This is a genomic window from Leifsonia sp. 10L418, assembly GCF_056395445.1.
The window spans coordinates 17,990-43,383 of sequence record NZ_JBFTJN010000011.1 but is presented as its reverse complement, the minus strand read 5'-3'; the positions used below and the strand labels follow the sequence as shown (position 1 = coordinate 43,383).

Here is a 25,394-nt window from a genome sequence, read left to right as displayed (position 1 = left end):
CTTCTCGTGCCCGATAGGCTGGAGAAACCACTGCACGAGGAGACGACGATGGGCACACGCTGGGCGCGATTCGCCCGCGGCTGGATTGTCGCCCTGTTCTCCACTTTTGTGGCCGGCCTCTCGCACGCACTGGCGGGCGGCGCTGTTCCGAGCATCGTGGCCGTAGTTCTTTCACTCGCGTTCGCCGGAATCGTCTGCATCGGCTTGGCCGGGCGCACCCTGTCGCTCGCGCGGCTGGCCGTGTCTGTGCTGATCAGCCAGTTGATCTTTCACGGGCTCTTCTCCTTCGGTGCGCCCGGCGGCGCACTGACCGTGTCGCCCGCCTCCGCGTCGGCCGGCACTGCCGGAAACGGGGCACACGAGCACGGGCCGATCGGCGTCCTGGTTGACCTCGGCTCCGCCCCGGTCGGTCACGCTGCCGGCCATGACGCGGTTTGGATGTGGGTGGCCCACACCGTCGCCGCCCTGATCACCATCGTGGCGCTGCGTCACGGTGAGGCTGCGTTCTGGGGCCTGTTCGACACCGTGCGTCTCGGCATCCGTTCGCTGTTCACGGCGCTCGCCGGGGTGCTGGTCGGGGCGACGCTGCCGGGTATTCCACATTCTGCGGCGACGACCGCACGCGTGTTCACGCCGCGTGATCTTGCTCTTGTCTTCTCCCGAATGCGGCATCGCGGGCCGCCTGCTCTGAGCTTCGCCTGACTGCGGTCGGGCAAAACAGATCAGACCCATTCCCGCACGCACCGAACCGACTGCAGGCACAGCCCTGACCCTCCCCACGATTCGTGGGGCCTCGGTGCGCTCATTCGCACAAGGACAACTCAATGAAGCTCAAGAACACCCTCATCGCCGGCTCCACCCTCGCGGCCGGCGCCCTGCTCGCCGTCGCCGTTCCGCTCTCGGCCAGTGCTCACATCTCGGTTGATTCGCCGTCGACGGCGGCCGGTTCATACACCGTGCTGACCTTCGCCCTTCCGCACGGCTGCGACGGGTCGGCCACCACCGCCCTGGCGATTTCGATCCCGGAACAGATCGCGAGCGTCACCCCGACGGTCAACCCGGGCTGGGATGTCTCGAAGGTTGACGTCGATCTGGCGAAGCCGATCACCGACGGTGCCGGCAACACCATCAGCACGCGCCTCGGTCAGGTCGTCTACACCGCGAAGACTCCGTTCCCCGACGGTCTGCGCGACACCTTCGCGCTCAGTATGCAGCTCCCCGCCGATGCCGCGGGCAGCACGCTCGAGTTCCCGATTCTGCAGACCTGCGAGGTCGGCGAGACGAACTGGAACCAGGCACCGAAGGCCGACGGTTCTGAGCCGGATCACCCCGCACCTGCGATCGCGGTCACCGCGGCGGTCGCGGAGGGCGAGGGGCACGGCGGCCACGGAGGAGCGGAGTCCGAGGATTCGGCAGCAAGCGAAACCCATGCTGACGCGGCATCCGATGATGTGATCGCCCGCGTGCTCGGCATCAGCGGACTGATCGTCGGTGCCGTCGGTGTTGTGCTCGCGGTCACCGCGCGCCGCAAGACCTCGGCCTAGGCTGTCGGCATGCGATCAAACGCACAGCGACACGCTCGTGCCCGGATTGTCGGCACCCGCATTGTCAGCACCTGGGTCGTCGGCGTGGCGGTGGCCGGTGCGGTGCTCGTCGGATCGGTGCTGGCCGGTCCGGCGAGCCCGGCATCGGCCCACAACTCGGTGATCAGCACGACACCGGCTGCCGGCTCGGTCGTGACAGAGCAGCCGCCTGTCTTCCAGGTGACCACGAACGACAATCTGCTGAACCTCGACGGAATGGGATCCGGCATGGCGATGCAGATTTCGGGGCCGGCGGATGCCGCCTCGCCGCTCTATTACGGTGACGGCTGTGTGACGGTCTTCGGGCCGACGCTGGAGATGAAGGCTCAACTCGGCGAGCCGGGGGAGTACACGGTCGTCTGGCAGGTCGTGTCGACGGATGGTCACTCGATCTCGGGGGACTTCAGCTTCACCTGGCAGCCGAACGCCGACCAGCAGCTCGCCGAGGGCGCCTCGACGCCGCCGGATTGCGGCGGAACCGCATCGGGCGGATCTGCCGCCAAACCCACGCAGACGGATGCCGCGACACCGGCGCCGGCTCCCGAGAACGCCGCCCTCGGCGACGTGCTCTGGATCGGGGCTGCGGTGGCTGCGGTGCTGGCGGCAACTCTGGTCACTCTGCTGGTGGTCGGTCGCAGGAAGCCGCCGGCCGGCACTCCTCCCGCGGAATCTCCGCCTACCGAGTAACCCATCTTTAACCTGAGGAGGGGGCGGATTCGCCCCCTCCTCCCCATCCCATGAATCGCTGTAGTTGCCTTTGTTCTTCGTATTCGGGCGGCGAAGCTCGCACCTGCTCGCTACTGCGCCGACGGTTGGCTGCAGGGGCTGGGGTGTGGCGAACGGGCCTCCATGGGCGCAGCCCATGGAGCCATCCGGCGGCGCCCCCGAGTTCTTCTTCTTGTTCTTCTTCTTGTTTTGACTTCTTGTTTGTCTAAACGTCTGTCTCATGTCTTTCGTCTTCACTGTGATCAAAATCCAGGAACGATACGATTACAAGGTGACTTCGACGATCCCCACCCCCTACGAAGACCTCCTGCGCGACACCCTCGCCAACGGAGCTCAGAAGACCGATCGCACCGGAACCGGCACGCGCAGCGTCTTCGGCCGCCAACTGCGCTTCGACCTTGCCGAGGGATTCCCGCTGATCACCACCAAGCGGGTGCACTTCAAGTCGATCGCCTACGAACTGCTCTGGTTCCTGCGTGGCGAAAGCAACGTGGAGTGGCTCCGCGACAAGGGTGTGACGATCTGGGACGAGTGGGCGGATGCCGACGGCGACCTGGGCCCGGTCTACGGCGTGCAGTGGCGTTCCTGGCCCACGCCGGATGGCGGTCACATCGACCAGATCTCCGAGGTCATCGAGGCGATCAAGACCACGCCGGATTCCCGTCGACTGATCGTGTCGGCCTGGAATGTGGCGGACATCCCCGACATGGCGTTGGCCCCCTGCCACGCCCTGTTCCAGTTCTATGTCGCCGACGGCAAGCTCTCCTGCCAGCTCTACCAGCGCAGCGCTGACCTCTTCCTCGGTGTGCCATTCAACATCGCGAGCTACGCGCTGCTCACCCAGCTCGTTGCCGAGCAGGTCGGCCTCGAACTCGGCGAATTCGTCTGGACCGGCGGCGACTGCCACATCTACGACAACCACGTCGAGCAGGTGACCGAGCAGCTCAGCCGGGAGCCGTTCCCGGCCCCGCAGCTGCGCATCGCGACGAAGCGCGACAGCATCTTCGACTACGAATACGACGATCTCGTGATTGAGAACTACCAGCACCACCCCGCCATCCGCGGTGCGGTCGCAGTATGACGATCGGGCTGATCTGGGCCGAGTCGGCCGGTGGCGTGATTGGCAAAGACGGGGTCATGCCCTGGCATGTGCCCGAAGACCTCGCGCATTTCAAAGAGGTGACGAGGGATGGCGCGGTGATCATGGGTCGCAAGACCTGGGACTCGCTGCCGCCACGGTTTCGTCCGCTGCCGGGCCGGCGCAACATCGTGATCACCCGACAGACCGACTGGGCTGCAGACGGTGCCGACACCGTGCACTCGCTGGACGACGCGCTCGCGCTCACCCGTGCCTCGGATGAGTCGGTCTGGGTGATCGGCGGCGCCGAGATCTTCGCCCTCGCCCTGCCTCTGGCCGATCGCCTCGAGGTGACCGAGCTGCGCGCGACGTTCGACGGCGACACTGTGGCGCCCACGATCGATGCGTCCTGGACCGTGACGGCGTCCGACCCGTCCGCGTCGGATCTCGCTGAGTCTGATGCAGGCCTCGGATGGCATACCTCGCGTTCCGGTCTCGACTACCGTTTCCTGACCTACCACCGGGCCTGATCGCATCCGTTTCGGTGGTCGAGCCTGTCGAGACCTCGTGGCCGGGCCTCCAAACGCTGGTTGCGTCTGAGGAGCGGCTAGCGTGATCTCGACAGGCTCGATCACCGTTCGCGTGACATCCTCACGATCAAGGGCGACGACGACGGCCCGCCGCCCTCAAGGGGCCGCGGGCCGTTCATTTGCTTCAGCGACTAGTTCGTCGGCATCAGAACCGAATCGATCAGGTAGACCGTGGCGTTGGCCGTGTGCACGCCACCGCAGATCACTTTGGCGTCGTTGACCATGATGTTGTCTCCGCTGCCGGTGACGGTGACCGTTCCACCTTCGACAGTGGTCTGGGTGCCTTCGATGGCGTCAGGGGCGATCTGGCCGGCAACCACGTGGTAGGTCAGGATCTTGCTCAGCGTCGCGGCGCCTTCTGGCGTCTTCAGCGAGTCGACGGTGGCCGCATCGATCTTGGCGAATGCCGAGTCGACCGGTGCGAACACCGTGAACTCGCTGCCGTTGAGGGTGTCGACCAGGTTGACATCCGGGTTGAGCTGGCCGGAGACCGCGGCGACCAGTGTGGTCAACAGCGGGTTGTTCGACGCGGCGACGGCGACCGGGTCTGATGACATCCCGGTGATCGAACCGGCCCCGCTCGGAACCTGGTCTGCGTAGGCGGCGCATCCCGGGCCCACCAGATCGGCGGCCGGGTCGGCGGTCATCGCCGGTGCGCTCGCTGCCGCTGAGGGCTTTGCCGACGCGCCTTCATTGGTGGTGCTGCTGGCGCCCATCGAACAGGCGGAGAGACCGACGACGGCGATCGCGGCGACGGAGAGGGTGGTCAGTGCCTTGCGGGTGAAGAGTTGCATGGGAGTTCTCCTTCAATGAAGTGGCCGGATGGCCGCCAGGCCCACGTGCTGTGCGGCCTTCACTGCATCATTCGGAGCCCCGTCCGGGATGGTTTGGACAATTCTCAAAACTTCTTGCGGGACTCGAGTGGTACCGAAATCAGGAACGGAGGTGTGTCGCGGCCGTCGAGGCCGCACTGCTCCGGGCACGGGTCCCGGCCGACACACCTCCACTCCTGATTTTGGTCTCGTACGGCGCCGGCAACCCCACGCCCAGACCGCCAGGGCGAGACGGCGGCCCAGCCGGGCCAATCCCAAACCTCAGTTCCTCCGAACCCCACTGGACAGACTTTGGAGGAGACCGTGCTCTCACTTGCCCTCATCGGATTCTTCGGTGGCCTCATCACCGGAATCTCACCGTGCATCCTGCCCGTACTTCCCGTCATCTTCTTCTCCGGGGGAGTGCAGGGGGCTCGCAACAGCGACGGAACAACGGATGCGCCCCCGCCGCCATCACGCTGGCGGCCCTACCTCGTCATCCTGGGCCTGGTCGTGAGTTTCAGTGTCTTCACCCTCATCGGCTCGCTGCTTCTCACCCTGCTGCACCTGCCGCAGGATGTGCTGCGCTGGGCCGGCCTGATCGTGCTGGTGCTCATCGGAATCGGGCTGATCGTTCCGCAGTTCGAGCGCATCCTCGAAAAGCCGTTCTCCTGGATCCCGCAGCGCAACGTCGGCACCGAACGCGGCGGTTTCGTGCTCGGTCTTGCCCTTGGCGCCGTCTACGTGCCCTGCGCCGGACCGGTGCTGGCCGCGATCACCGTCGCCGGATCCACCGGCCGCATCGGTCCGGAGACGGTCGTACTCACCGTCACCTTTGCGGTCGGTGCGGCCATCCCGCTGCTCGTTTTCGCCCTGGCCGGTCGCCGGGTCGCCGAACGTGTGAAGTCGTTTCGCAAGCACCAGCGCGGCATCCGTATCGGTGGCGGCGTCGTGATGATCGCCCTTGCGGTCGGGCTCGTTCTCAACGTGCCGCAGGCGTTGCAGCGTCTCGTGCCCGACTATACGAGCGTGCTCCAAGATCAGTTCAGCAACTCGAAGCAGATCAGCGCCTCCCTCGATCTCGGCGGGATCGTCACCGCCGAGAACAAGGACCTCTCCAAATGCACGAATGGCGCCCCCGAGCTGGAGAGCTGCGGCACCGCACCGGCGATCACCGGCATCCAGCAGTGGTTCAACACTCCCGGCGATCGGCCGATCAGTCTGGCCGATGAGACGGGCAAGGTCGTTCTGATCGACTTCTGGGCCTACTCCTGCATCAATTGCCAGCGCTCGATCCCGCACGTCGTCGCCTGGGACAAGGCCTACAAAGACCTGGGCCTGCAGGTCATCGGAATCCATTCCCCGGAGTACGCCTTCGAGAAGGTGCCGGCGAATGTGATGAACGGCGCCGAAGGGTTCGGCCTCACCTACCCGGTCGCCCTCGACAACTCCCTGTCGACCTGGACCAACTACCGCAACCGCTACTGGCCGGCCCATTACCTGATCGACGCATCCGGCACCGTGCGCAATATCAAATTCGGCGAGGGCGACTACGCCACGACCGAGAAACTGATCCGCGAGCTGCTGGTGCAGGCGAACCCGGATGTGGCCCTGCCACCGGCCACCGAGGTTGCCGATGCCACACCGACGGATGCGACCACGCCAGAGACTTACCTCGGCACCACCAAGCAGGTCAACTATGCGGGCACCGAGAAGTACTCGGGCGCGACCGGCTCGTTCACCGTGCCGAAGAAGTTGGCCCAGAACTCCTTCGCGCTCGACGGCGACTGGAAGCTCGGCACCCAGTCGATCACCCCGACGGGCAGCACAGCCGAGATCGCGCTCAACTACACCGGGCGCGAAGTGCAGATCGTGCTGGCGGGAAGCGGAACCGTGACTTACACGGTCGATGGAGTCACGAAGACGATCGACGTGTCGGGCACACCGAATGCGCACACGCTACTAACAACGAAGAAGTCGGGGTCCGGAACCCTCACCGCCACGCTCTCGGCCGGCGTCGAAGCGTTCTCCTTCACCTTCGGATAGAACGTCAACCTCGGTTGACCGCGAGACTCCAGACGACGAGAGTCCAGGCCGCGGGACCCCAGACAACTCGTGAAGAACGGATGCCCCCGGCAGACCTGCACAGGTCGGCCGGGGGCATCCGTGTCGGTGCGTCGTTCGCTACATGACCTGGGGCAGCGCGACGGGTGCCTCCGCGAGAAACTCACTGCGGTTCAGGCGTCGCCGGGTGACGAAGGCCGCGATGCCAATCGCGACGAGTGCACCGATCGCCCAGAAGACGAGACTCCACACCCAGGGGCCGACTCCGAGCGTGCCGCCGGCAATCAACGTGCGGAATGACTGCACGGCGTCGGTGAGGGGCAGATAGTTGTGCAACGCCTGGAAGAAAGGGGCCGCGGTCTGGATGGGATAGGTTCCCCCGGCGGCGCTGAGCTGCAGAACGACGAACAGCAAGCCGACGAATCTGCCGGGCGCACCGAGGAGCGCGATGAGTGCTTGATTGATGGCCATGAAGGTGAGCGATGCAAGGATCGCAATTCCGAACGTTGCGGGGAGGTTCACGATGTCGATGCCGACGGCGAACTTCACTGCGAGCACAGCAAGCGTCGCTTGCACGACGGCGATGAGCGCGTTCGGAAGATAAGAGCGCAACGCAACCAACCACAACGGCAAGCGTGAACCGACGAGGCGCGTGTTGAGCGCCGGGCGCATGAAGAACACCGCAAGGCTGCCGATCCACAGTCCCAACGACAGAAAGTACGGAGCGAGACCGGCGCCATAGAGCGCGACAGCATTCTCCCGCTCGGCATCGAGCGCGATGGGGGCGGCGGCAACGTTGCCAAGCTGGTTTGCTTGCGTGTTCGTGTAGGTCGGAATCTTCAGTACACCGTCGGCGAGCCCGGTCGAGAGGGTGTGTGCGCCGTCGTCGACCCGGTGTGCGCCGTCGGCTGCAGAGGAGGCACCGGACTTGAGGGTGTCCGCCCCCGTGGCGAGGCTGCTGCTGCTGCTCGCCGCGGTCGTGATCGACGAGACCAACGTCGTGAGTTTCACGGTCAAGCCATCGAATCCCGTGTTGAGGCTGCCGAGTCCGGCGGCGAGAGTTGTCGCACCTTCGCTCGCGGCGAGGGTTCCGTCCCGAACATCTGCGGCGCCGGAGGCCAGGGCGCTCAGCCCGGTGCCTTCACTCGCCGATCCGACCAAGGCTTCCGCCCCGGCATCCAGGGCGGAGACGCTGCTGCTCACGGTTCCGGCTCCATCGGAGACCTGGTGGGCGGCGGTGTCGAGCTGCTGAAGCGCGGCGGCACGCTGCGGATCGGTCATGGTGTTGTAGCCGGCGACGAGTTGGTCGAGGGAGCCGGCGACCTGCGCGGCGCCCGCAGCGAGCGTCGGTGTCGCGGTATCGAGGGTGTCGAGCCCGTCCGAGAGCTGGGTTCCGCCGGTCAGCGCGCGATCGGCGCCGGCGGCCAGGGACGACGTTCCACCCTGCAGGGTCGCCAGGCCGGTGCTGAGATCGGTTGCGCCGGTGGTGGCTTGGCCGATGCCGGCGTTCAATGCGGAGAGCCCGGCGGGTAGCGCATCCGTTGCCGAGGAGATCTGGCCCAGCCCGCTGCTGAGTTTCCCCGCTCCGATGGCGAGCGTCGATGCGCCATCGGCGAGGGCGGATGCACCGGTCGAAAGTTCGCTCGTGCCGTCGGCGAGGGTGGCCGCACCCTCTGCGGCGTCGGCAATGCTGTCGTGCACAGTGGTGAAACCGAGGTAGACGTTTTCGAGGTATGTCGACGAGACCGTGTCTGCGAGATTCCGCACCAGAGTGTTGCCCAGAGACTGGGCCATGCTTCCGGTGATGTAGTTGGTCGCGTCGTTGGTCGTGATCGAGAGCATGCCCTGTTTGGCCGCGTTCGCGTCGGTCGGCTCAACCGTCGCCGGCGAGGTTGCGTTTGCTGAGAAATCGGTCGGGATCGTGAGCACGGCCAGATAGTCACCGCGCGCCAGTCCCGCTTTGGCCTTGTCGGCGTCGGTGACAGTCCACCCGAAACCTTCTTTGCTGTCACCGTTCGCGTCGACGAGCGCCGAGACGACGTCGTCACCGAGCTGGATCGAGCTCGAGCTTCCGGCGCTGTCCTCGACAGTCGCTCCGGCGTCGAGGTTCACGATCGCCGCGGGCACATTGCCGATATTGCCGGCGGGGTCGTTGTTCGACCAGATCAAGGCAGCAGCGTAGATCAGCGGGATGATGCTCAGGGCGATCAAGACGACAATCGCGAAGGGTTTCGGCAGCGTGAGCCGGCGGCGCGCGCGGGCAGCTGAACGGAGAAGGGCCATAACTTTACTTTCGAATGCGTGTGTGGGGAGGTGTGAGAAAACGGATGTCGCTGCTCGGTCAGCTGCGGAGGGTGTCGGGAACCCCGGCGAGGGTGAGCATCAGGTCGGACAGGCGTTCCGCGAAAGCCTCGGGGGTGTCGCGCCCGGGGAAGTCCGTCTCGAGCCATTGCAGCACCAGCCAGGTCGACCCCGCTGCGATTGAAGTGATCCGATCGTCGTCAGCTCGACTTCCTGGGGCGAGATGAGCGCCGAGCACGTGCTCGCTCATGCGGGTGGAGATATATCCGACCGCCGCAGACAGCACGACATAGCTACTCGAGCCCCGAAGCACACGCCGGTACACCTCGCGCCGGAGGGAGACGTGCTCAAGGAGCATTCGAATTGTGCCGCGCAAGAACTCGACACCGGCTCGGTCCGTGAGCTGTGCGTCGCTCCGGGCGAAGGATGCCTCGAGGTCCGCGACAACTGCGGCCGCGATGAGGGCGGGCACATCTGCAAAATGCTGGTAAAACGTGGGCCGGCTCACTCCGGCTCGCGAGGCGACCTCGGTGACGGTCAACGCGTCAGCGTGCGCTTCACCGAGAAGCTGCTCAGCTATGGCCAGGAGCGCGGCGCGCGACCGGATCGCCCGCGGATCGGTAGGTTCCGGCACGATCGCCCTCTCGTAAATCTATTTTACAATCGTAAGAGACTACGTCCGATGTTGATTTGCTGTCAAATGGCGTATCGCCGGGTGCGCGGTCGTTGGCGTGCCGGGCGCGTGCACAGGCTCCGGAGTTCGTGACGCGTGCACAGCCTCACGCCGAGCAGCAGTCGTTCAGGGGCGCGCCGGTAGGCTTGCCCGGTGAGTTGGAACGACGAAATTCCGTGGGATCCGAACGAGGTTCCGCCGCCCATCGACGACGGGTATGCCGAGTACTACGGGGCCCCGCCGCCCCCGGATGACGCCTATCAGGCGCCGGACTTCGCCGACTCCCCGGTCAGCCGGGCCGGGGGCTTGGGTGCTCCCAGCGGTCCCAACGGCACCGCATCACACGCCGCGTCCGCCGACATCCGTCGCAACCCGGCCACCGCCAAGTTCACCACCGCCGCCGAAGCGCTGCACACGGTCTTCGGCTACGACTCGTTCCGCGGTGAGCAGGCCGCGATCATCGACCAGCTCATCAATGGTGGCGACGCCGTCGTGCTGATGCCGACCGGTGGCGGTAAGAGCCTCTGCTACCAGATCCCGTCGCTCGTGCGCCCGGGCACCGGCATTGTCGTGTCCCCGCTGATCGCCCTCATGCAAGATCAGGTCGACGCGCTCACCGCTGTCGGCGTGCGCGCTGCATTCCTGAACTCCAGCCAGGACGCCGAGTCCCGCAATCAGGTGGAACGCGACTACATCGCCGGCAACCTCGACCTTCTGTACGTCGCACCCGAGCGTCTCTCGCTCGAGTCGACCAAGCGGTTTCTCGACCGCGGTGAGATCGCACTCTTCGCCATCGACGAAGCCCACTGTGTGTCGCAGTGGGGCCACGACTTTCGGCCCGACTACCTCGCGCTGTCCGAGCTGGCCGACCGCTGGCCCGATGTGCCGCGCATCGCGCTCACCGCCACGGCGACGGATGCGACGCACCAGGAGATCACCTCCCGGCTGCAGCTGGAGCAGGCGAAGCACTTCGTCGCCAGCTTCGACCGGCCGAACATCCAGTACCGCATCGTCAACAAGGCCGAGCCGCGCAAGCAGCTGCTCAGCTTCATCAAGACCGAGCACCCGGACGACGCGGGAATCGTCTACGCGCTCAGCCGCAAGAGCGTCGAGGCGACCGCCGAGTTCTTGCAGGCCAGCGGCCTCAACGCCCTGCCGTACCACGCGGGTCTCGACGCCCGGGTGCGCGCCCGCAACCAGGCCCGATTCCTGCGCGAAGACGGCGTGATCATCGTCGCCACCATCGCGTTCGGCATGGGCATCGACAAGCCCGATGTGCGCTTCGTCGCCCACATCGACCTGCCGAAGAGCGTCGAGGGCTACTACCAGGAGACCGGTCGCGCCGGCCGTGACGGCCTGCCGTCGACCGGATGGCTCACCTACGGGCTGCAGGACGTCGTGCAGCAGCGGCGCATGATCGACGAGTCGCCGGGCGACCTCGCGCACCGCCGCAAGCTGTCCGCGCACCTCGACGCCATGCTCGCGCTCTGCGAAACCGTTGACTGCCGCCGCGTCAATCTGCTGCGTTACTTCGGCCAGCAGAGCGAGCCCTGCGGCAACTGCGATACGTGTATCACTCCGCCGGCCGCCTGGGACGGCACGATTCCCGCCCAGAAGCTGCTCTCCACGATTGTGCGTCTGCTGCGCGAGCGCAATCAGCGCTTCGGAGCCGGGCACCTGGTCGACATCCTGCGCGGAAAAGTCACCCCGCGCGTCACCCAGCACGGGCACGACCAGCTCGCCACGTGGAACATCGGCTCCGACCTCAGCGACCAGCAGTGGCGCGGCGTCGTGCGACAGCTTCTCGCGCAGGGGCTTATCGCGACCCAGGGTGAGTACGGTGTGCTGGCGGTGACGGATGCCGCGGCCGAGGTGCTTGCCGGCAACCACGCCGTGCAGCTGCGGCACGAGCCGGAGCGTGCCGAACGTGCGGAACGCGGCGCTCGCTCGTCCCGCAGTTCGAGCAAGGCGAAAGCCGCCGACCTGTCGCCCGCCGACGAGGAGCTCTTCGAAGCGCTGCGCGCCTGGCGCTCGGCCGAGTCGCGCGAACAGGGTGTTCCCGCCTACATCGTCTTCGGCGATGCCACCCTGATTGCGATCGCCGCCGCGAAGCCGGCGTCGCTTGGCGACCTCGACGGCATCACCGGAATCGGGGCGAAGAAGCTGGAGTCCTACGGCCAGAAGGTCATCGACGTGGTGGCGGCGGGGGCGTTCGTCCCGGCGCTGTAGCGCGGTCTCCTCGTCCCGCTATCTCGGGATCGGCGCGTCGGGCCTCACGCCTTCCGCGGATAGATCGTCTCGCCGCGCGCAAGCATCTCGACATACGTCACGATCTTGCGCTCACGCGTCTCGGCACGCTTGACGTTCGCAATCCGAAACAGGATCGCGAACCGATTCGCGCTGTCCAACTGCTCGAACAGTGCCAACGCCGCCGGCGAGGCGGCGAGAGCGGCAGCCAGGTCGTCGGGAACGACGGCGGTGCTCGCGGGCGCATAGGCGGCATCCCACCGGCCATCGGACTTCGCCCGGTCGATCTCGGCCAAGCCGGCCGGGGTCATCCGTCCCGCGTCGATGAGGGCTTGCACCCGGTCCCGGTTGATCTGCGACCAGATGCTGCGTGGGCCGCGCGGAGTGTAGAGCTGCCGAAAATGCGTCTCATCGAGTCGGTTGCGCTGCCCGTCAATCCAGCCGAAACAGAGGGCTTCCTCGAGCGCCTCCAGATAGCTGACGCTCGGTATCCCCGACCCCTTCTTGCCGATCGCGAGTTGCACCCCGGGCGATTTGGCGGCATGAGCCTCGAGCCAGGCGCGCCATTCGGCGGCACTTCCGAACACGAGCAGCTCCCGTTCCACCGCCATCAGAGCACCAGTTTCTGCAGTGTGCGCAGATTGCGCGTCGTCGTGGTCGCCTTGTGCTTGGCGCGCGCCGTCTCCTTCGAAAACGTGCTGCCGAGGGTATTGCCGCGTTCAACGGTCCAGTAGATGACCCCGTCGCCGGGCCGGATGCTCTCGAACTCCGCATCCAGCTTGTCTTGCCAGGTGAGCAGTTCGGCGGCCAAGGCCGGGTCGAGGGTGAAGATGACATATGGATGCCACCCCTCGCGTTCGGCCTCGAACGGAAAGTCCTCGATGATGCGCCCGATCGTCTTCACGTCGAGCACGTGCACCCACGCTTCGTAGCCGAATCGCTCGCCGAGGGCTGCCTCGATCTGGGGCTTGAGCTCAGCGGCTGAAATGGGAGAGTCGAACAACACATTCCCGCTCGCCAACACGGTCTTCACGTTGTCGAATCCGAGGCCCGAAAATAGCGCGGCAACGTCGGCCATCTTCAGGTTGATTCCGCCGACATTCACACCACGGAGCAGGGCTGCATAACGAGTCATGAGGCGAGAATATCGGCTGGCGCCGACATCCGCGCGACCTCGCATACCCGCAAATGGATGCTCTTGACAGAGCACTCGGTGCGGAATACTCTGAGTGAAGTATTTGGAGGTGAGTATGTCGAAGCGAGTGATTTCGAACCCACTGGCCCTGGCCGTGCTGTCGTGCTTGTGGGAGCGCCCGATGTACCCGTACGAGATGACCACCAACCTGCGAGAGCGCGGAAAAGAAGACAGCATCAAGCTGAACTTCGGTTCGCTCTACGCGGTGATCAAGTCGCTCGAGAAGCACCAGTTCATCGAGGCGAGTCATACGGAGCGTGAGGGCAATCGTCCGGAGCGCATCGTTTATGCGATCACGGATGCCGGCCGCGTCGAGTCGAGAGAATGGCTCAGCGAGCTGCTGGCCGAGCCGGTCAAAGAGTACCCGGCGTTCGAGACCGGACTCTCGCTGATGCCCATGCTCCCGCCCGCCGACGCCATTGTCTTGTTGCAGGAACGACTCGACCGGCTGGGCGTCGAGCTCGCTGCCCGAGCCGACGAACGTGCGTCGGCCCTCATGCAGAGCCTTCCCGAACTGTTCCTGATCGAGTTCGACTACCGCGTCGCGATCATGACCGCGGAACGCAATTTCGTCGCATCGTCGGTCGAGCGGTTTGCGAACGGCAGTTTCGGCGGGATGCAGTTCTGGACGCGCCTGCACGAGCTTCTCGGGGAAGGCCGCACTGCGGCGGATATTCAGGCCGAGTTCGGCGCCGAGATTTTCGGCGATCCCGAATTCGGCAGCCCCGGCCTCCGCGCGAACAAGGAGGACGCCGACCCCGCGCCCTGACCCGCACACAACTCAACAGCCACCCATAAAAACGGTGGCCCGGATGCGCCAACATCCGAGCCACCTCACATCCGAGTCGTTCCAGCGTGAGCTGAATTCTGCGTCAACAGTCGCCTCAGAGCGTGCTGTCAGTTTAGAGCTGACCGCACGCTCATGCACCGCACCCAACCGCATCTCACACCGGAGCGCTCCCACCCCCAAGGAGGAGCCTCATGGCTACATCACAGACAGATCTGGCGCTTCACGCGACCGATCTGGTCAAAACCTATTCAGGCGGACGCGGCAAGCCGCCGATCCGTGCCCTCGACGGACTGAGTTTCCAGGCCGAAGCCGGAACCATTTTCGGCCTGCTCGGTCCGAACGGAGCCGGCAAATCCACCACCGTGAAGATTCTGTCGACGTTGTCACGCGCCGACTCGGGAACTGCGACGGTCGCCGGAATCGATGTGGGCAAGCATCCGGAGCAGGTGCGCCACGCCATCGGATTCGTCGCCCAGAAACAAGTCTCAGACCCCATGGACACGGGCTGGGAGAACCTCGTGCTCGCCGGGCGCCTGCACGGCATGAGTGCGAAGGCCGCCCACGCGCGGGCCGACGACCTGCTTGGCCGGTTCGCTCTCGAAAGCGCGGCCAAGCGCCAGGTGAAGACCTATTCGGGCGGCATGGCCCGCAAACTCGACGTGGCGCTCGGGCTGATGCACCGGCCGGCCGTGTTGTTTCTCGATGAGCCGACCACCGGACTCGACCCCGAAGCCCGCGCCGAGATGTGGGCAGAGATCGAGCGGATGGCCCGGCAGGAGCAGATGACGGTTCTGCTCACCACTCACTACCTCGAGGAGGCCGACCACCTGGCCAACCGGCTCGCGATCGTCGACCGCGGCCGCATCGTCGCCGAAGGCACGCCCGATGAGCTGAAGAGCGGCCTGCGTGGCGATGCCGTCGTGGTGGATCTGCGGGAAACCGCTGACCTGCCCGCCGCCCGCGCCGCACTCGAACGGGTGCCGGCCTTTCTCGAGCTGACGCTCGAGGGGCGCACGCTCCGCGCCCGGGCGGACGACGGCGCGACGGCTTTGCCGCTCGCCCTCGCCACCCTCGACGCGGCAAACCTGCGCGTGGCATCCGCCACCGTCGCCCGTCCCAGCCTGGACGACGTGTACCTGCGTCACACCGGGCACAGTTTCGCCCGTGCCCACGCGAACAGCGGGGCCGTTCCCGCTGTAGAACTCGCCGAGGAGAGTGCATCATGAGCATCGCAACCGCCGTCACCCACACCGGAATTCTCACTGCCCGCCAATTGCGCGCGGCCTGGCGCATCCCGGCCTTCCTGGTCCTGAACCTGGTGCAGCCCATGATCTGGCTGCTCCTGTTCGGCCAGCTCTTCAAATCAGTCGTCGACATCCCCGGCTTCACCGGGGAAGAGAGCTATCTCGAGTTCCTCACGCCCGGAATCGTGATGATGATGGCGTTGTTCGGCAGCGCCTGGGCCGGCACCACCTACATCCAGGACATGGATCGTGGCGTGATGGACCGCCTGCTCACCTCCCCGACGAATCGGGGTGCCCTGATGGTGTCGACGCTGGCCTATCAGGCGATCCTGACCCTGATCCAAACCCTGATCGTCGTCGGCGTCGCCTGGCTGTTCGGGGCGCGATTCGAGGGGGGAGCAGCGGGCATCCTGCTCATGGTCGTCGCCGCGATGCTGCTGACGGCCATCTTCTCGGCGCTGTCGAACGCGGCGGCTCTGCTCGCCCGCAATCAGAACGTGCTCATCGGGATCTCGCAAATGATCTCAATTCCGCTGATCTTCCTCAGCAGCGCGCTGATGCAGACGAGCCTGTCGGCCTCCTGGGTGGCGACCGCCGCGGCCTACAACCCGGTCGAATGGGCGGTCATCGTGGCTAGGCAGGCGTTGCAAGCCACACCGGACTGGGCAACGATCTGGGCGCACCTCGGGATGCTGGCGGCGCTGGCCGTCGTCATGGCGTGGCTGTCGACGCGGGCTTTCCGCGCCTATCAGCGCTCGGCCTAGGCCGCACGTAACGGAGGAGATTCTGCGACTCGCCGCCACCGACCGACAGGTTGGGGCGGCGTGGCGCAGAATCTCCTCCTCTGCGTTCAGTCGACGGATGCGTCGGCGTCGGCGAGCGCCTGATTCTCCCGTCCGAGAGCTTCGAGAGCTTCGGTGACGAGATACGTGATGTCGACGAAGAGGATGCGCTCCTGCTCGGTCATGGTGTCGGCTGAGTCTCTGCGGTCGGCGCGTTGGCGCCAGCCGCGGCGGCGTCGGCAGGTGCGGGGTCGGCCGACGGGCCGACTGAGGGGACGGCACTCGGCGTCGGAGTCGGCATCCCCGGCAGCGACGGCACCTTCGCGAACGGAGGCGCAGCGGCCCGCGCATTCTTCAGGTCGGGTTCGCCACCATCGGGATTCTTGACAACATCGAGAGGGAACACGTTCCAGTTCCGACCGCCATAGGCGCCCAGGAACGGGACAGTGGAGGCATCCGTGCCGATGAAATAGAAGTAGTCGTGGTCCTGATCAACGTAATCAGAGCCAACCGTGGTGAGCGGCTCGCCGATCTGGTTGAAGAGCTGCACATTGGTCAGCGGGTTGCCGTCGGCGTCATAGGCAAAGATGTTCGATACCCGCGCGCCGTCGATCCAGAGCCCGGTCTGGTCAGGGGCAGGTTCTGTGAACTGAGTGACCGTGAGGTAGGTCGTGCCCGTCGAGTTGATGGCGGCCGTGAGCAGAAAGGGCAGCGCTATGGCCGTGACGATGCTGACAAGTGTTCTGACCGTCTTCAGCCAGGATGTCGGCAGCCATTTTCCGCGCCCCCACTGCACGCTCACGAGCACGGCCGCGAGCAGAAACGGCCAGCGCGACGGCGTGAGCGGGTCCATGCTGAATTTGCCGGCAACGAGGGTGGCCAGCTCGTAGACCGCCCAACCGCGCAGCAACCACCACACCGGACGCAGCGCAATGACGAAGTCGGTCAGCCACGCCCCKACCGGCGTCGCCCGAATCCGTCGCACCAACGCGGCGCGGGCATCAGCGACAGCGTCTCGCCACCTTCGCTTCGGCGGAACCAAGGCACGGCGCTCAGGAAACCCCGCTGAAGCGCGCAACTCTGCGGCGTACAGCTCGGGGTCGCCGAGCGTCAAAGCTCCGTCCTGGTCAGAAGCCTGCTCCAAGAGATCGGCCTCGAGGCCGCCCGTCAGATCGTCAACATCCTCGGCCGGAAGATCATCGAGATACGTCCGGATCGCGGCGGCGAAGGCCGCTACCTCGGCGTCCAAGAGTGTCGCGGTGTCGCTCATATCTTCTCCCCAATCTTCCGAATCACAGGTTTCCGTAGAGGCGCGGGTTCGGCCAGCAACTGCGTCATCGCCGTCGCAAAGTCCCCCCAGATCTGCCGCTGTTGGGCGAGCATCTGGGTGCCTTCCGGGTTTATCGCGTAGTACTTGCGATGAGGGCCGTCCTCGGACGGCACCACGTAGCTCGACAGCGCGCCCGCCGCATAGAGTCTGCGCAGTGTGCCGTACACCGAGGCGTCACCCACTTCGCCGAGCCCGGCGTCGCGTAGCCGCCGCACGATGTCGTAGCCGTACCCATCCTCGTGTTGAACCACCGCGAGCACCGCGACATCCAGCACGCCCTTCAACAACTGTGTTGTATCCATTCGGCCTCCCTCAATCTGCAGTCACGGTAGCACGCACTGCACAGTAGTGTGGCGCGCGAACTAGCGTGTCGTGCGTCAGAGCGGTGGCCGGGCAGGCGATCCGGGCCCGCCGTGCGGTATCCGTTTTGTAGAAGTACGACCCGCTCAGACTCGTCGACCTGAGGAAACCTACAGAACGGATGCCGCGCACGGCATACTTCTTTGTCGCCGTCTCACGCACTATTTCCGCCGCGTTCGAGCCGCGCCTAACGTGGGTGCACAGCAGGCAACGACAGCACCGCGTGAAAGAAGAGGACCGACGATGGTTGATACCGCACAGCGCCCCGCCCCCCGTTCCCCCAAGTCGGCAGCGGCCTCCGCTGCCTCAGGCACCGAAAAGACGGCCAGCACAACCGCCGCCGTCGACCCGAACGTCAACACCGGCCCGATCAAGATTGCCGGCGACCCGACCGCGCCGCACGTCGACCTCGAGCAGCTCGGCCGCATGCTCCTCGGCACCTGGGCCGACGTGCGTCTCGCCGCCCGCAAGCTCACCGCGCAGCCCGAGATGCAGCGCATCGAAGGCCAGTCGATGGCCGAGCACCGCGCCCGCGTCTTCGCCCAGATGCAGGTCCTCGCCGACAACGGCCACGTGCACCGCGCCTTCCCCTCTTCCCTGGGCGGCCACGACGACCACGGCGGAAACATCGCCGGCTTCGAAGAACTCGTCACCGCCGACCCGAGCCTGCAGATCAAGGGCGGCGTGCAGTGGGGCCTGTTCGGCGCCGCCGTGCTGCACCTCGGTACCCAGAAGCACCACGACGCCCTCCTTCCCGACATCATGAGCCTCAAGACTCCCGGCGCGTTCGCCATGACCGAGATCGGTCACGGTTCGGATGTCGCGAGCATCGGCACGACCGCCACCTACGACCCCGACACCGAAGAGTTCGTCATTCACACGCCGTTCAAGGCAGCCTGGAAAGAGTTCCTCGGCAACGCGGCGAACGACGGGATCGCCGCCGTCGTCTTCGCCCAGCTGATCACGCAGGGCGTGAACCACGGCGTGCACGCCTTCTACACGCCGATCCGCGACGAGAACGGCGACTTTCTGCCCGGGATCGGAGGGGAAGACGACGGATTGAAGGGTGGCCTGAACGGCATCGACAATGGTCGTCTGCACTTCACGAACGTGCGGATTCCACGCGAAAACCTCCTCAACCGCTACAGCGACGTTGCCCCCGACGGCAGCTACACGAGCTCGATCCACAGCCCCGGCCGACGCTTCTTCACCATGCTCGGCACCCTCGTGCAGGGCCGGGTGTCACTCGACGGCTCGGCGGTTGCGGCGTCCGCGCTCGGCCTCACGATCGCCATCACCTACGCCGGTCAGCGCCGCCAGTTCACGGCCGGCAGCGACACCGATGAAGAGGTCATCCTCGACTACCAGCGGCACCAGCGCCGGCTGCTGCCGCGCTTGGCCACCACGTATGCGGCCACGTTCGCGCACGACGAGTTCCTGGTGAAGTTCGAAGAAGTGTTCAGCGGCAAGGCCGACACCGACGACGACCGCCAAGACCTCGAGACCTTGGCCGCAGTGCTCAAGCCGCTCTCAACCTGGCACGCACTCGACACCCTTCAGGAGGCGCGCGAAGCCTGTGGGGGAGCCGGTTTCATCGCCGCGAACCGCCTCGTCGGGCTGCGTGCCGACCTCGACGTGTACGCCACGTTCGAGGGCGACAACAATGTGCTGTTGCAGCTCGTGGCCAAGCGCCTGCTCACCGATTACAGCAAGCAGTTCGCCTCGGCGGATGTCGGCGCCCTTGCCCGCTACGTGGTCAAGAACGCCGCCGACCGTGCCTTCAACGGCACGGGCCTGCGCCGTCTCACCCAGAACGTTTCAGACCGAGGCTCCACGGCGCGATCCGTTGGCGCGCTGCGAGAGACCGCCGTGCAGCGTGAGCTGCTGACCGACCGGGTCGAGAGCATGATCGCCGCTGCGGCGACCGTACTGCGTCCGGCGAGCAAGCTTCCGAAGAAGCAGGCGGCGGACCTGTTCAACTCCCAGCAGAATCAGCTGATCGAAGCGGCGCGCGCTCATGGTGAACTGCTGCAGTGGGAGGCCTTCACGCGCGCTGTCGATGCGACGACGGATGCCGGCACCAAGCAGGTGCTGACCTGGCTGCGCGATCTGTTCGGGCTCGGCCTGATCGAGAAGCACCTCTCCTGGTACCTGATCAACGGGCGTCTGTCGGCTCAGCGGGCCGTGGCGCTCACCGCATACATCGACCGGCTGATCGCCCGCATCCGCCCGCACGCCCAAGATCTCGTCGACGCTTTCGGCTACTCGCAGGAACACCTGCGAGCCCCGATCTCGAGCGGCATCGAGGCGGAGCGTCAGGCCGAGGCTCGCGCCTACTACCGCGACCTGCGCGCTTCCGGCACTGCACCGATCGATGAGAAGGCCTCGAAGAAGCGGTAGCCCGCGAAATTCTCCCCTCGTTAGGGGGGTATGTGTGGTTTGGTCTTTTGTGCCAATCTCAGTAGGTGAGCGAAAGTCAGGTTTGATCTACCTGGCTTTTCCCCTGATTTTCGCTCGCAGCTGGGACGGCACTCACATCGTTTGCAACTCGAGACGAGGTGCCAGCGACTGGGAGACGTTACCCGAACGGCTCCAGGCAGACCACGTGCCGGGGAGCGATCGTGTCTCAGTCGTTGCATTTTGAAACACCCGGTGGACCCTCCCGGCAGTCGGATTCCCCTCGCTCCCGATGGGGGGTGACATCCGCCACCCTCGTGATTGCGCTGTTTTCGAGCTCGCTGCTCGCCTTCACCGCGACGCCCGCAGAAGCGGCGACGGGCTGCGGTGTGGCAGCGAACCCGATCCTCTGCGAGAACGCACTTCCCGGCACCGACCCATCGGTCTGGGACATCAGTGGCGCCGGTGACAGTGACATCCAGGGATTCTCGACCGATATCAGCGTGAACGTCGGCAAGACCATTCAGTTCAAGGTCGACACCACCGCTCGTGCCTACACGATCGAGATCTTCCGGAGCGGTTGGTATCAGGGCCTCGGCGCCCGAAAGATCGCCGATGTCACACCGTCTGCCACGCTCCCGCAGTCACAGCCCCAGTGCATCACGGATGCCGCCACCGAGCTGTATGACTGCGGCACCTGGAAAGTCTCGGCATCGTGGGCGGTGCCGGCCGACGCCGTGTCGGGGGTGTACTTCGCTCTGCTGACGAGAAACGACAACGGGGACTCCAGCCACATCACATTCGTTGTGCGCAACGAGGCGAGCCACTCGGCCGTGCTGTTCCAGACATCCGATCCCACCTGGCAGGCGTACAACACCTACGGTGGTTCCGATTTCTACCGGGGTGCTGCGAACGGGCGCGCCTACAAGGTGAGCTACAACCGTCCGGTCGTGACCAGAGACGGAATCGGTGGACGCGACTTCTACTTCAGCAACGAGTACCCGATGGTGCGATTCCTGGAGAAGAACGGCTACGACGTCTCGTATTTCAGCGGCGTCGACACCGACCGTTTCGGCGGGGCCCTGCTCAACCACAAGGTGTTCCTCTCTGTCGGCCATGATGAGTACTGGTCGGCGGCCCAGCGCAACAATGTGACGGCTGCGCGCGACGCCGGGGTGAATCTGCAGTTCCTCTCCGGCAACGAAATGTATTGGCACACTCGCTATGCGCCGTCGGCTGATCCGAGTGCCACCGCCTATCGCACCCTGGTGTCGTACAAGGAAACCTGGGCATACGGGAAGATCGATCCCTCTGCCGAATGGACAGGCACCTGGCGGGACCCCCGGTATGCCTCGCAAGCCAACGGTGCGGGCGTTCCGGAGAATGCACTCTCCGGCACGATGTACATGTCGAACTTCTCCGACCTTGCCGTGACTGTCTCCGCGGCAGAGGGAAAGGCGAGACTCTGGCGAAACACAAGCTTGGCGAGCCTGGCTGCCGGCACCACAGCGGCTCTGGCCGCGCACACGATCGGCTATGAGTCGAACGAGAACATCGACAACGGCTTCCAGCCGGCGGGCTTGATCAACCTCTCGACGACGACGGGGGCTGTGCCCGAATACCTTCAGGACTTCGGAAACACGACCGAGGTCGGCACGACCACCCACCACGTCACGCTCTACCGTGCGGCGAGCGGCGCACTCGTCTTCTCGGCGGGCAGCGTGCAGTGGACGTGGGGACTCGATCAGACGCACGACGGGAACGGCGCCCCCGCCGATCCCCGCATGCAACAAGCCCAGGTCAATCTGCTCGCCGACATGGGGGCGCAGCCCGCTTCGCTCTCCAGCGGACTCGTCGCGAGTCCGGCCAGCACCGATCACACGGCCCCCACCGCGGTCATCAGCTCCCCGGCGCCCGGTGCATCGGTCGCAAACGGATCAACCGTCACTGTCACCGGAACGGCCGCCGATGTCGGTGGAGTCGTCGCCGGGGTCGAGGTCTCGACCGACGGCGGCACACAGTGGCACCCGGCAACGGGCAAGACGACCTGGAGCTACACCTATATTCAACGCGGGGCCGGTTCAGGGAACATCAAGGTGCGCGCCGTCGACGACAGTGGAAACTACCCGTCGACGCCGAGCCAGGCAGCCCTGACCATCGCCGGCCCGTACACCGTGTTCGGCAGTGAGGCGCCGCCCACTCCCGATTCCGGAGACTCGGCTTCCGTTGAACTCGGATTGCGGTTCACTCCCAACCAGAGCGGATTCATCTCCGGGGTGCGGTTCTACAAGAGCGTCGGCAACACGGGCACTCACACGGGTTCGCTCTGGAGCTCCGCCGGCGTGCGACTCGGCACCGTGACATTCGCCAACGAAACCGGCTCGGGATGGCAAAGCGCAACGTTTGCCCAGCCGGTTGCCGTGGCGGCAGGCACAACCTACACGGTTTCGTACTCCGCTCCGAATGGCCACTATGCCGCCACGAACTACGAATGGGCGTACCGCGGCCGGACCGCGGCACCGCTTACCGTCGCCGGAGGGTTCGGTGCGACGCCGGCCGGTGTGTACAACACTTCGATCGGCGCTTTCCCCACCGACAGCTTCAATCAAGGCAACTATTTCGTCGATGCTGTGTTCACAACGACTGACAGCACGCCACTCTCGGCGGGCGGGCAGATTCCCCTTCCTGGTTCGTCGAGCGTGCCGACAAACACTGCTGTCAGCGCCGTGCTGTCGAAAGACGTCGTCCCCACATCCGTGGTGATCACCGTCAAGAATCCGGCGGGCGTCGCGGTTCCGGGAAGCGTCAGCTACGTCGCGGCGACCCGCACCGCAAAGTTCACGCCGACTTCGGCGCTCGCGGATGCCACGACCTACGCGGTCACCGTCGCGGCAACCGCGACCGGCGGCGGGTCACTGGCAGCCGGCCAGAGCTGGACATTCAAGACTGCGCAGGCCTCCGGCACCGAGGGAGTCTGCCCCTGCGGCCTCTTCCCCGACGCGACGGTACCAACAACTCTCGAGGTCGCCGAAGGTCTTCCGGTTGCCCTCGGTGTGCGTTTCTCCAGCACGTCGAACGGAACCATTTCAGGCATTCGTTTCTACAAGAGTGCGGGAAACACGGGGTCGCACACCGGAACACTGTGGTCGTCGACGGGAACTCAGCTGGCGACCGCCGCGTTCACCGCTGAGAGCACTGCCGGTTGGCAGACAGTGACGTTCAGCACCCCGGTGACGATCACAGCCGGAACTCAATACATCGCGTCGTACACCAACCCGAAGGGGATCTGGTCGGCGTCACCCGGCGCCTTCGCCGGGTCCGGGATCACCAGAGGCCCACTCGTCGCCGGCTCCAATGCCGGTGCATTCACCTACGACCCGGGATTCCCCGGCTCGCAATCCGCCACCAACTACCTCGTCGATGTCGTCTTCAACGGAGTTCTTGACCCGCTCACTGTCGTCAATCAAACGCCGGCAAATGGCGCCGTCGATGTGGACATCGCCTCCACCATCTCGGTACGCCTGTCGACGCCCGTCGTAGCCGGTTACGCCCTGACCGTGACAAGCGGGGGCACAGCGGTGGCCGGGGCGACGGCCCTCTCGGCCGACGGCCTGACCATCACTTTCACGCCGGCGCAGTCCCTTCCTGTCGGCGCATCGGTCGCAATGAATCTCAGCAATGTCCGGTCGACACAGGGGGTCGCTCTGTCGACACAGACCTGGTCGTTCGCAACCCAGTCGTCTGGCGTCTTCACGGTGCTCGCCAACCGGACACCCGCCGTTGCAGCGGCAGCCGATGCGCAGGCCGTTGAGCTCGGGATGTCGTTCTCCGCCAGTCAAGCCGGTGCCGTCACCGCAATCCGCTTCTTCAAAGGCAGCGGGAACACGGGCTCGCACACCGGATCCCTCTGGTCGGCGACCGGCACTCGCCTGGCCACGGTGACGTTCACCGGTGAGACGGCAAGCGGATGGCAGACGGCGCAGCTCACGACGCCGGTCTCGTTGGTCGCCGGGCAAACCTACGTCGTCTCGTACCTTGCCCCGAACGGCAGGTACTCCTATACCTCGAATGACTTCACGCAACCGAAGTCCAGCGGGCCGCTCACGGCGGGTTCAACGAATAACGGGCGCTTCCTCTATGGCGCAGCGGGCGGCTTCCCGACGGACAGCTGGAATGCCACCAACTACTTCGTCGACGTGATCTTCGCCCAGGGGCCGACCCCGACCCCGACCCCGACCCCGACGCCGACTCCGACTCCGACGCCGACTCCGACGCCGACGCCGACTCCGACGCCGACGCCGACGCCGACGCCGACGCCGACTCCGACGCCGACGCCGACTCCGACGCCGACTCCGACTCCGACGCCGACTCCGACGCCGACTCCGACTCCGACCCCGACGCCGACTCCGGTCACCGTCGTGTCGGCCACTCCGGCAGCCGGTGCCTCGGCTGTTGCGCCGACCACTACGGTGACAGCCCAGCTCTCGGCCGACCCGGTCGGCACCGTCTCGCTGAGCGTGACCGGCCCCGCCGGATCGGTGCCGGGGGTTGCCTCGTATTCCGCTGCAACCCGCACCGCCAGTTTCGTGCCGACCGATCCGCTCGCGTGGTCGACGTCGTATGCGGCGGCCGTCACAATCGATACAGTTGCGGCATCCGGCGGTTCCTGGTCGTTCACGACTGCGGCCCCACCGCCCACGGTGAGCGCGCTGTCGATCTTCGCGGCAGACGCGACACCGATCGTCCCGGCCTGGGCCGACCAGAGTGAGATCCAGGTGGGGGTGCGGTTCACCTCGGCGGTGGCGGGGAATATCACCGGCATCCGGTTCTACAAAGGTGCGCAAAACACCGGAACCCACGACGGATACCTCTGGTCGAACACCGGCGCCCTGCTGGCTCACGTGGTTTTCGCAAATGAAACCGCGACCGGATGGCAGAGCGCGACCTTCGATCAACCGGTGTCGATCCAGCCCGGGGTTGAGTATCGCGCGAGCTATCACAGCACCGTCGGCTGGTACTCGGTCACCGCGGGCGGCCTGGCCGCTCCCGTGATCAACGGTCCGCTGTCCACGCCGGCGTCCGGAGCCGTCTACCGATACGGCGCTTCCTATCCCGACCAATTGTCCACTCACAACTACTGGATCGACGTCTTCTTCGTCCCTGCTCCATAACGAGTTGCCCGGCAGCGCGGCCGCTACCCGATCGGCCTCGCATCATCGACT

At 65.7% G+C, this 25,394-nt stretch carries 19 protein-coding genes; 12 read left to right on the top strand and 7 right to left on the bottom strand.

All coding sequences use genetic code 11. The annotated features are described in order from the left end of the window. Positions 1 to 48 precede the first annotated feature (48 nt). The 5 genes from AC1DCF_RS18025 (at position 49) to AC1DCF_RS18005 (ending at position 3,917) form a co-directional block, all read left to right on the top strand. Positions 49 to 702 carry a hypothetical protein gene (locus AC1DCF_RS18025; RefSeq protein ID WP_477212187.1) on the top strand — a complete coding sequence of 218 codons (654 nt, stop codon included), beginning with the start codon at positions 49 to 51 and terminating at the stop codon, positions 700 to 702. A gap of 122 nt (positions 703 to 824) precedes the next feature. Continuing rightward, complete coding sequence (locus AC1DCF_RS18020; RefSeq protein ID WP_477212186.1) at positions 825 to 1,544, top strand: YcnI family copper-binding membrane protein; 720 nt, start codon at positions 825 to 827, stop codon at positions 1,542 to 1,544. A gap of 9 nt (positions 1,545 to 1,553) precedes the next feature. Continuing rightward, the gene (locus AC1DCF_RS18015; protein WP_477212185.1) at positions 1,554 to 2,270 is read left to right on the top strand and encodes a copper resistance CopC family protein; all 717 of its coding nucleotides are present in this window, start codon (positions 1,554 to 1,556) and stop codon (positions 2,268 to 2,270) included. Between the two features lie 310 nt (positions 2,271 to 2,580). Continuing rightward, a complete protein-coding gene (locus AC1DCF_RS18010; protein ID WP_477212184.1) occupies positions 2,581 to 3,390 on the top strand; it encodes a thymidylate synthase in 810 nt (269 codons plus the stop codon). Further along, entirely contained in the window at positions 3,387 to 3,917 is a 531-nt protein-coding gene (locus AC1DCF_RS18005) for a dihydrofolate reductase (RefSeq protein WP_477212183.1), read from the top strand. Before AC1DCF_RS18010 ends, AC1DCF_RS18005 begins: the two co-directional genes overlap by 4 nt. A 191-nt stretch (positions 3,918 to 4,108) precedes the next feature. Here AC1DCF_RS18005 and AC1DCF_RS18000 read toward each other — a convergent pair whose 3' ends face one another. Further along, a complete protein-coding gene (locus AC1DCF_RS18000) occupies positions 4,109 to 4,771 on the bottom strand; it encodes a fasciclin domain-containing protein (protein ID WP_477212182.1) in 663 nt (220 codons plus the stop codon). A 342-nt stretch (positions 4,772 to 5,113) separates the two neighbouring features. On the opposite strand from AC1DCF_RS18000, the gene AC1DCF_RS17995 reads away from it, so the two are divergent. Continuing rightward, positions 5,114 to 6,835 (top strand): cytochrome c biogenesis protein CcdA, encoded by a 1,722-nt coding sequence (locus tag AC1DCF_RS17995; RefSeq protein WP_477212181.1) that lies wholly within the window; start codon positions 5,114 to 5,116, stop codon positions 6,833 to 6,835. Between the two features lie 138 nt (positions 6,836 to 6,973). Here the strand turns inward: AC1DCF_RS17995 and AC1DCF_RS17990 are convergent, their stop codons facing one another. Continuing rightward, a complete protein-coding gene (locus AC1DCF_RS17990; RefSeq protein ID WP_477212180.1) occupies positions 6,974 to 9,136 on the bottom strand; it encodes a YhgE/Pip domain-containing protein in 2,163 nt (720 codons plus the stop codon). 58 nt (positions 9,137 to 9,194) lie between these two features. Continuing rightward, on the bottom strand, positions 9,195 to 9,788 hold the full coding sequence (locus AC1DCF_RS17985; protein ID WP_477212179.1) for a TetR/AcrR family transcriptional regulator: 594 nt from the start codon (positions 9,786 to 9,788) through the stop codon (positions 9,195 to 9,197). Positions 9,789 to 9,980: 192 nt separating this feature from the next. On the opposite strand from AC1DCF_RS17985, the gene recQ reads away from it, so the two are divergent. Then, a complete protein-coding gene (gene recQ / locus AC1DCF_RS17980) occupies positions 9,981 to 12,056 on the top strand; it encodes a DNA helicase RecQ (RefSeq protein ID WP_477212178.1) in 2,076 nt (691 codons plus the stop codon). Positions 12,057 to 12,100: 44 nt separating this feature from the next. Here the strand turns inward: recQ and AC1DCF_RS17975 are convergent, their stop codons facing one another. Next, a complete protein-coding gene (locus AC1DCF_RS17975) occupies positions 12,101 to 12,685 on the bottom strand; it encodes a YdeI/OmpD-associated family protein (RefSeq protein ID WP_477212177.1) in 585 nt (194 codons plus the stop codon). Next, positions 12,685 to 13,209, bottom strand: a complete 525-nt coding sequence (locus AC1DCF_RS17970) for a DUF1697 domain-containing protein (RefSeq protein WP_477212176.1) — start codon at positions 13,207 to 13,209, stop codon at positions 12,685 to 12,687. Before AC1DCF_RS17970 ends, AC1DCF_RS17975 begins: the two co-directional genes overlap by 1 nt. Before the next feature lie 115 nt (positions 13,210 to 13,324). Here AC1DCF_RS17970 and AC1DCF_RS17965 point away from each other — a divergent pair, with 115 nt between their 5' ends. From AC1DCF_RS17965 to AC1DCF_RS17955, 3 genes are all read left to right on the top strand, one after another. Continuing rightward, positions 13,325 to 14,038 carry a PadR family transcriptional regulator gene (locus AC1DCF_RS17965; RefSeq protein WP_477212175.1) on the top strand — a complete coding sequence of 238 codons (714 nt, stop codon included), beginning with the start codon at positions 13,325 to 13,327 and terminating at the stop codon, positions 14,036 to 14,038. A 212-nt stretch (positions 14,039 to 14,250) separates the two neighbouring features. After that, positions 14,251 to 15,285, top strand: a complete 1,035-nt coding sequence (locus AC1DCF_RS17960) for an ATP-binding cassette domain-containing protein (protein WP_477212174.1) — start codon at positions 14,251 to 14,253, stop codon at positions 15,283 to 15,285. Continuing rightward, on the top strand, positions 15,282 to 16,067 hold the full coding sequence (locus AC1DCF_RS17955; RefSeq protein WP_477212173.1) for an ABC transporter permease: 786 nt from the start codon (positions 15,282 to 15,284) through the stop codon (positions 16,065 to 16,067). The genes AC1DCF_RS17960 and AC1DCF_RS17955 overlap by 4 nt, the downstream gene beginning before the upstream one ends. Before the next feature lie 199 nt (positions 16,068 to 16,266). On the opposite strand, the gene AC1DCF_RS17950 is transcribed toward AC1DCF_RS17955, so the two are convergent. After that, positions 16,267 to 17,355: a hypothetical protein gene (locus AC1DCF_RS17950; RefSeq protein WP_477212172.1), complete on the bottom strand. Its 1,089-nt coding sequence runs from the start codon at positions 17,353 to 17,355 to the stop codon at positions 16,267 to 16,269. Beyond that, the gene (locus AC1DCF_RS17945; protein WP_477212171.1) at positions 17,352 to 17,717 is read right to left on the bottom strand and encodes a PadR family transcriptional regulator; all 366 of its coding nucleotides are present in this window, start codon (positions 17,715 to 17,717) and stop codon (positions 17,352 to 17,354) included. The genes AC1DCF_RS17950 and AC1DCF_RS17945 overlap by 4 nt, the downstream gene beginning before the upstream one ends. A gap of 301 nt (positions 17,718 to 18,018) precedes the next feature. Here AC1DCF_RS17945 and AC1DCF_RS17940 point away from each other — a divergent pair, with 301 nt between their 5' ends. Beyond that, a complete protein-coding gene (locus AC1DCF_RS17940) occupies positions 18,019 to 20,175 on the top strand; it encodes an acyl-CoA dehydrogenase family protein (RefSeq protein WP_477212170.1) in 2,157 nt (718 codons plus the stop codon). Positions 20,176 to 20,471: 296 nt separating this feature from the next. Beyond that, on the top strand, positions 20,472 to 25,343 hold the full coding sequence (locus tag AC1DCF_RS17935) for a DUF4082 domain-containing protein (protein ID WP_477212169.1): 4,872 nt from the start codon (positions 20,472 to 20,474) through the stop codon (positions 25,341 to 25,343). The last annotated feature ends 51 nt before the right edge of the window (positions 25,344 to 25,394 follow it).

What these genes read in the sequence shown, in the direction of transcription:
- AC1DCF_RS18025 (WP_477212187.1), top strand. Translation starts at nt 49, where the DNA reads ATGGGCACACGCTGGGCGCGATTCGCCCGCGGCTGGATTGTCGCCCTG.
- AC1DCF_RS18020 (WP_477212186.1), top strand. Translation starts at nt 825, where the DNA reads ATGAAGCTCAAGAACACCCTCATCGCCGGCTCCACCCTCGCGGCCGGC.
- AC1DCF_RS18015 (WP_477212185.1), top strand. Translation starts at nt 1,554, where the DNA reads ATGCGATCAAACGCACAGCGACACGCTCGTGCCCGGATTGTCGGCACC.
- AC1DCF_RS18005 (WP_477212183.1), top strand. Translation starts at nt 3,387, where the DNA reads ATGACGATCGGGCTGATCTGGGCCGAGTCGGCCGGTGGCGTGATTGGC.
- AC1DCF_RS18000 (WP_477212182.1), bottom strand. Translation starts at nt 4,771, where the DNA reads ATGCAACTCTTCACCCGCAAGGCACTGACCACCCTCTCCGTCGCCGCG.
- AC1DCF_RS17990 (WP_477212180.1), bottom strand. Translation starts at nt 9,136, where the DNA reads ATGGCCCTTCTCCGTTCAGCTGCCCGCGCGCGCCGCCGGCTCACGCTG.
- AC1DCF_RS17975 (WP_477212177.1), bottom strand. Translation starts at nt 12,685, where the DNA reads ATGGCGGTGGAACGGGAGCTGCTCGTGTTCGGAAGTGCCGCCGAATGG.
- AC1DCF_RS17970 (WP_477212176.1), bottom strand. Translation starts at nt 13,209, where the DNA reads ATGACTCGTTATGCAGCCCTGCTCCGTGGTGTGAATGTCGGCGGAATC.
- AC1DCF_RS17965 (WP_477212175.1), top strand. Translation starts at nt 13,325, where the DNA reads ATGTCGAAGCGAGTGATTTCGAACCCACTGGCCCTGGCCGTGCTGTCG.
- AC1DCF_RS17960 (WP_477212174.1), top strand. Translation starts at nt 14,251, where the DNA reads ATGGCTACATCACAGACAGATCTGGCGCTTCACGCGACCGATCTGGTC.
- AC1DCF_RS17955 (WP_477212173.1), top strand. Translation starts at nt 15,282, where the DNA reads ATGAGCATCGCAACCGCCGTCACCCACACCGGAATTCTCACTGCCCGC.
- AC1DCF_RS17945 (WP_477212171.1), bottom strand. Translation starts at nt 17,717, where the DNA reads ATGGATACAACACAGTTGTTGAAGGGCGTGCTGGATGTCGCGGTGCTC.
- AC1DCF_RS17940 (WP_477212170.1), top strand. Translation starts at nt 18,019, where the DNA reads ATGGTTGATACCGCACAGCGCCCCGCCCCCCGTTCCCCCAAGTCGGCA.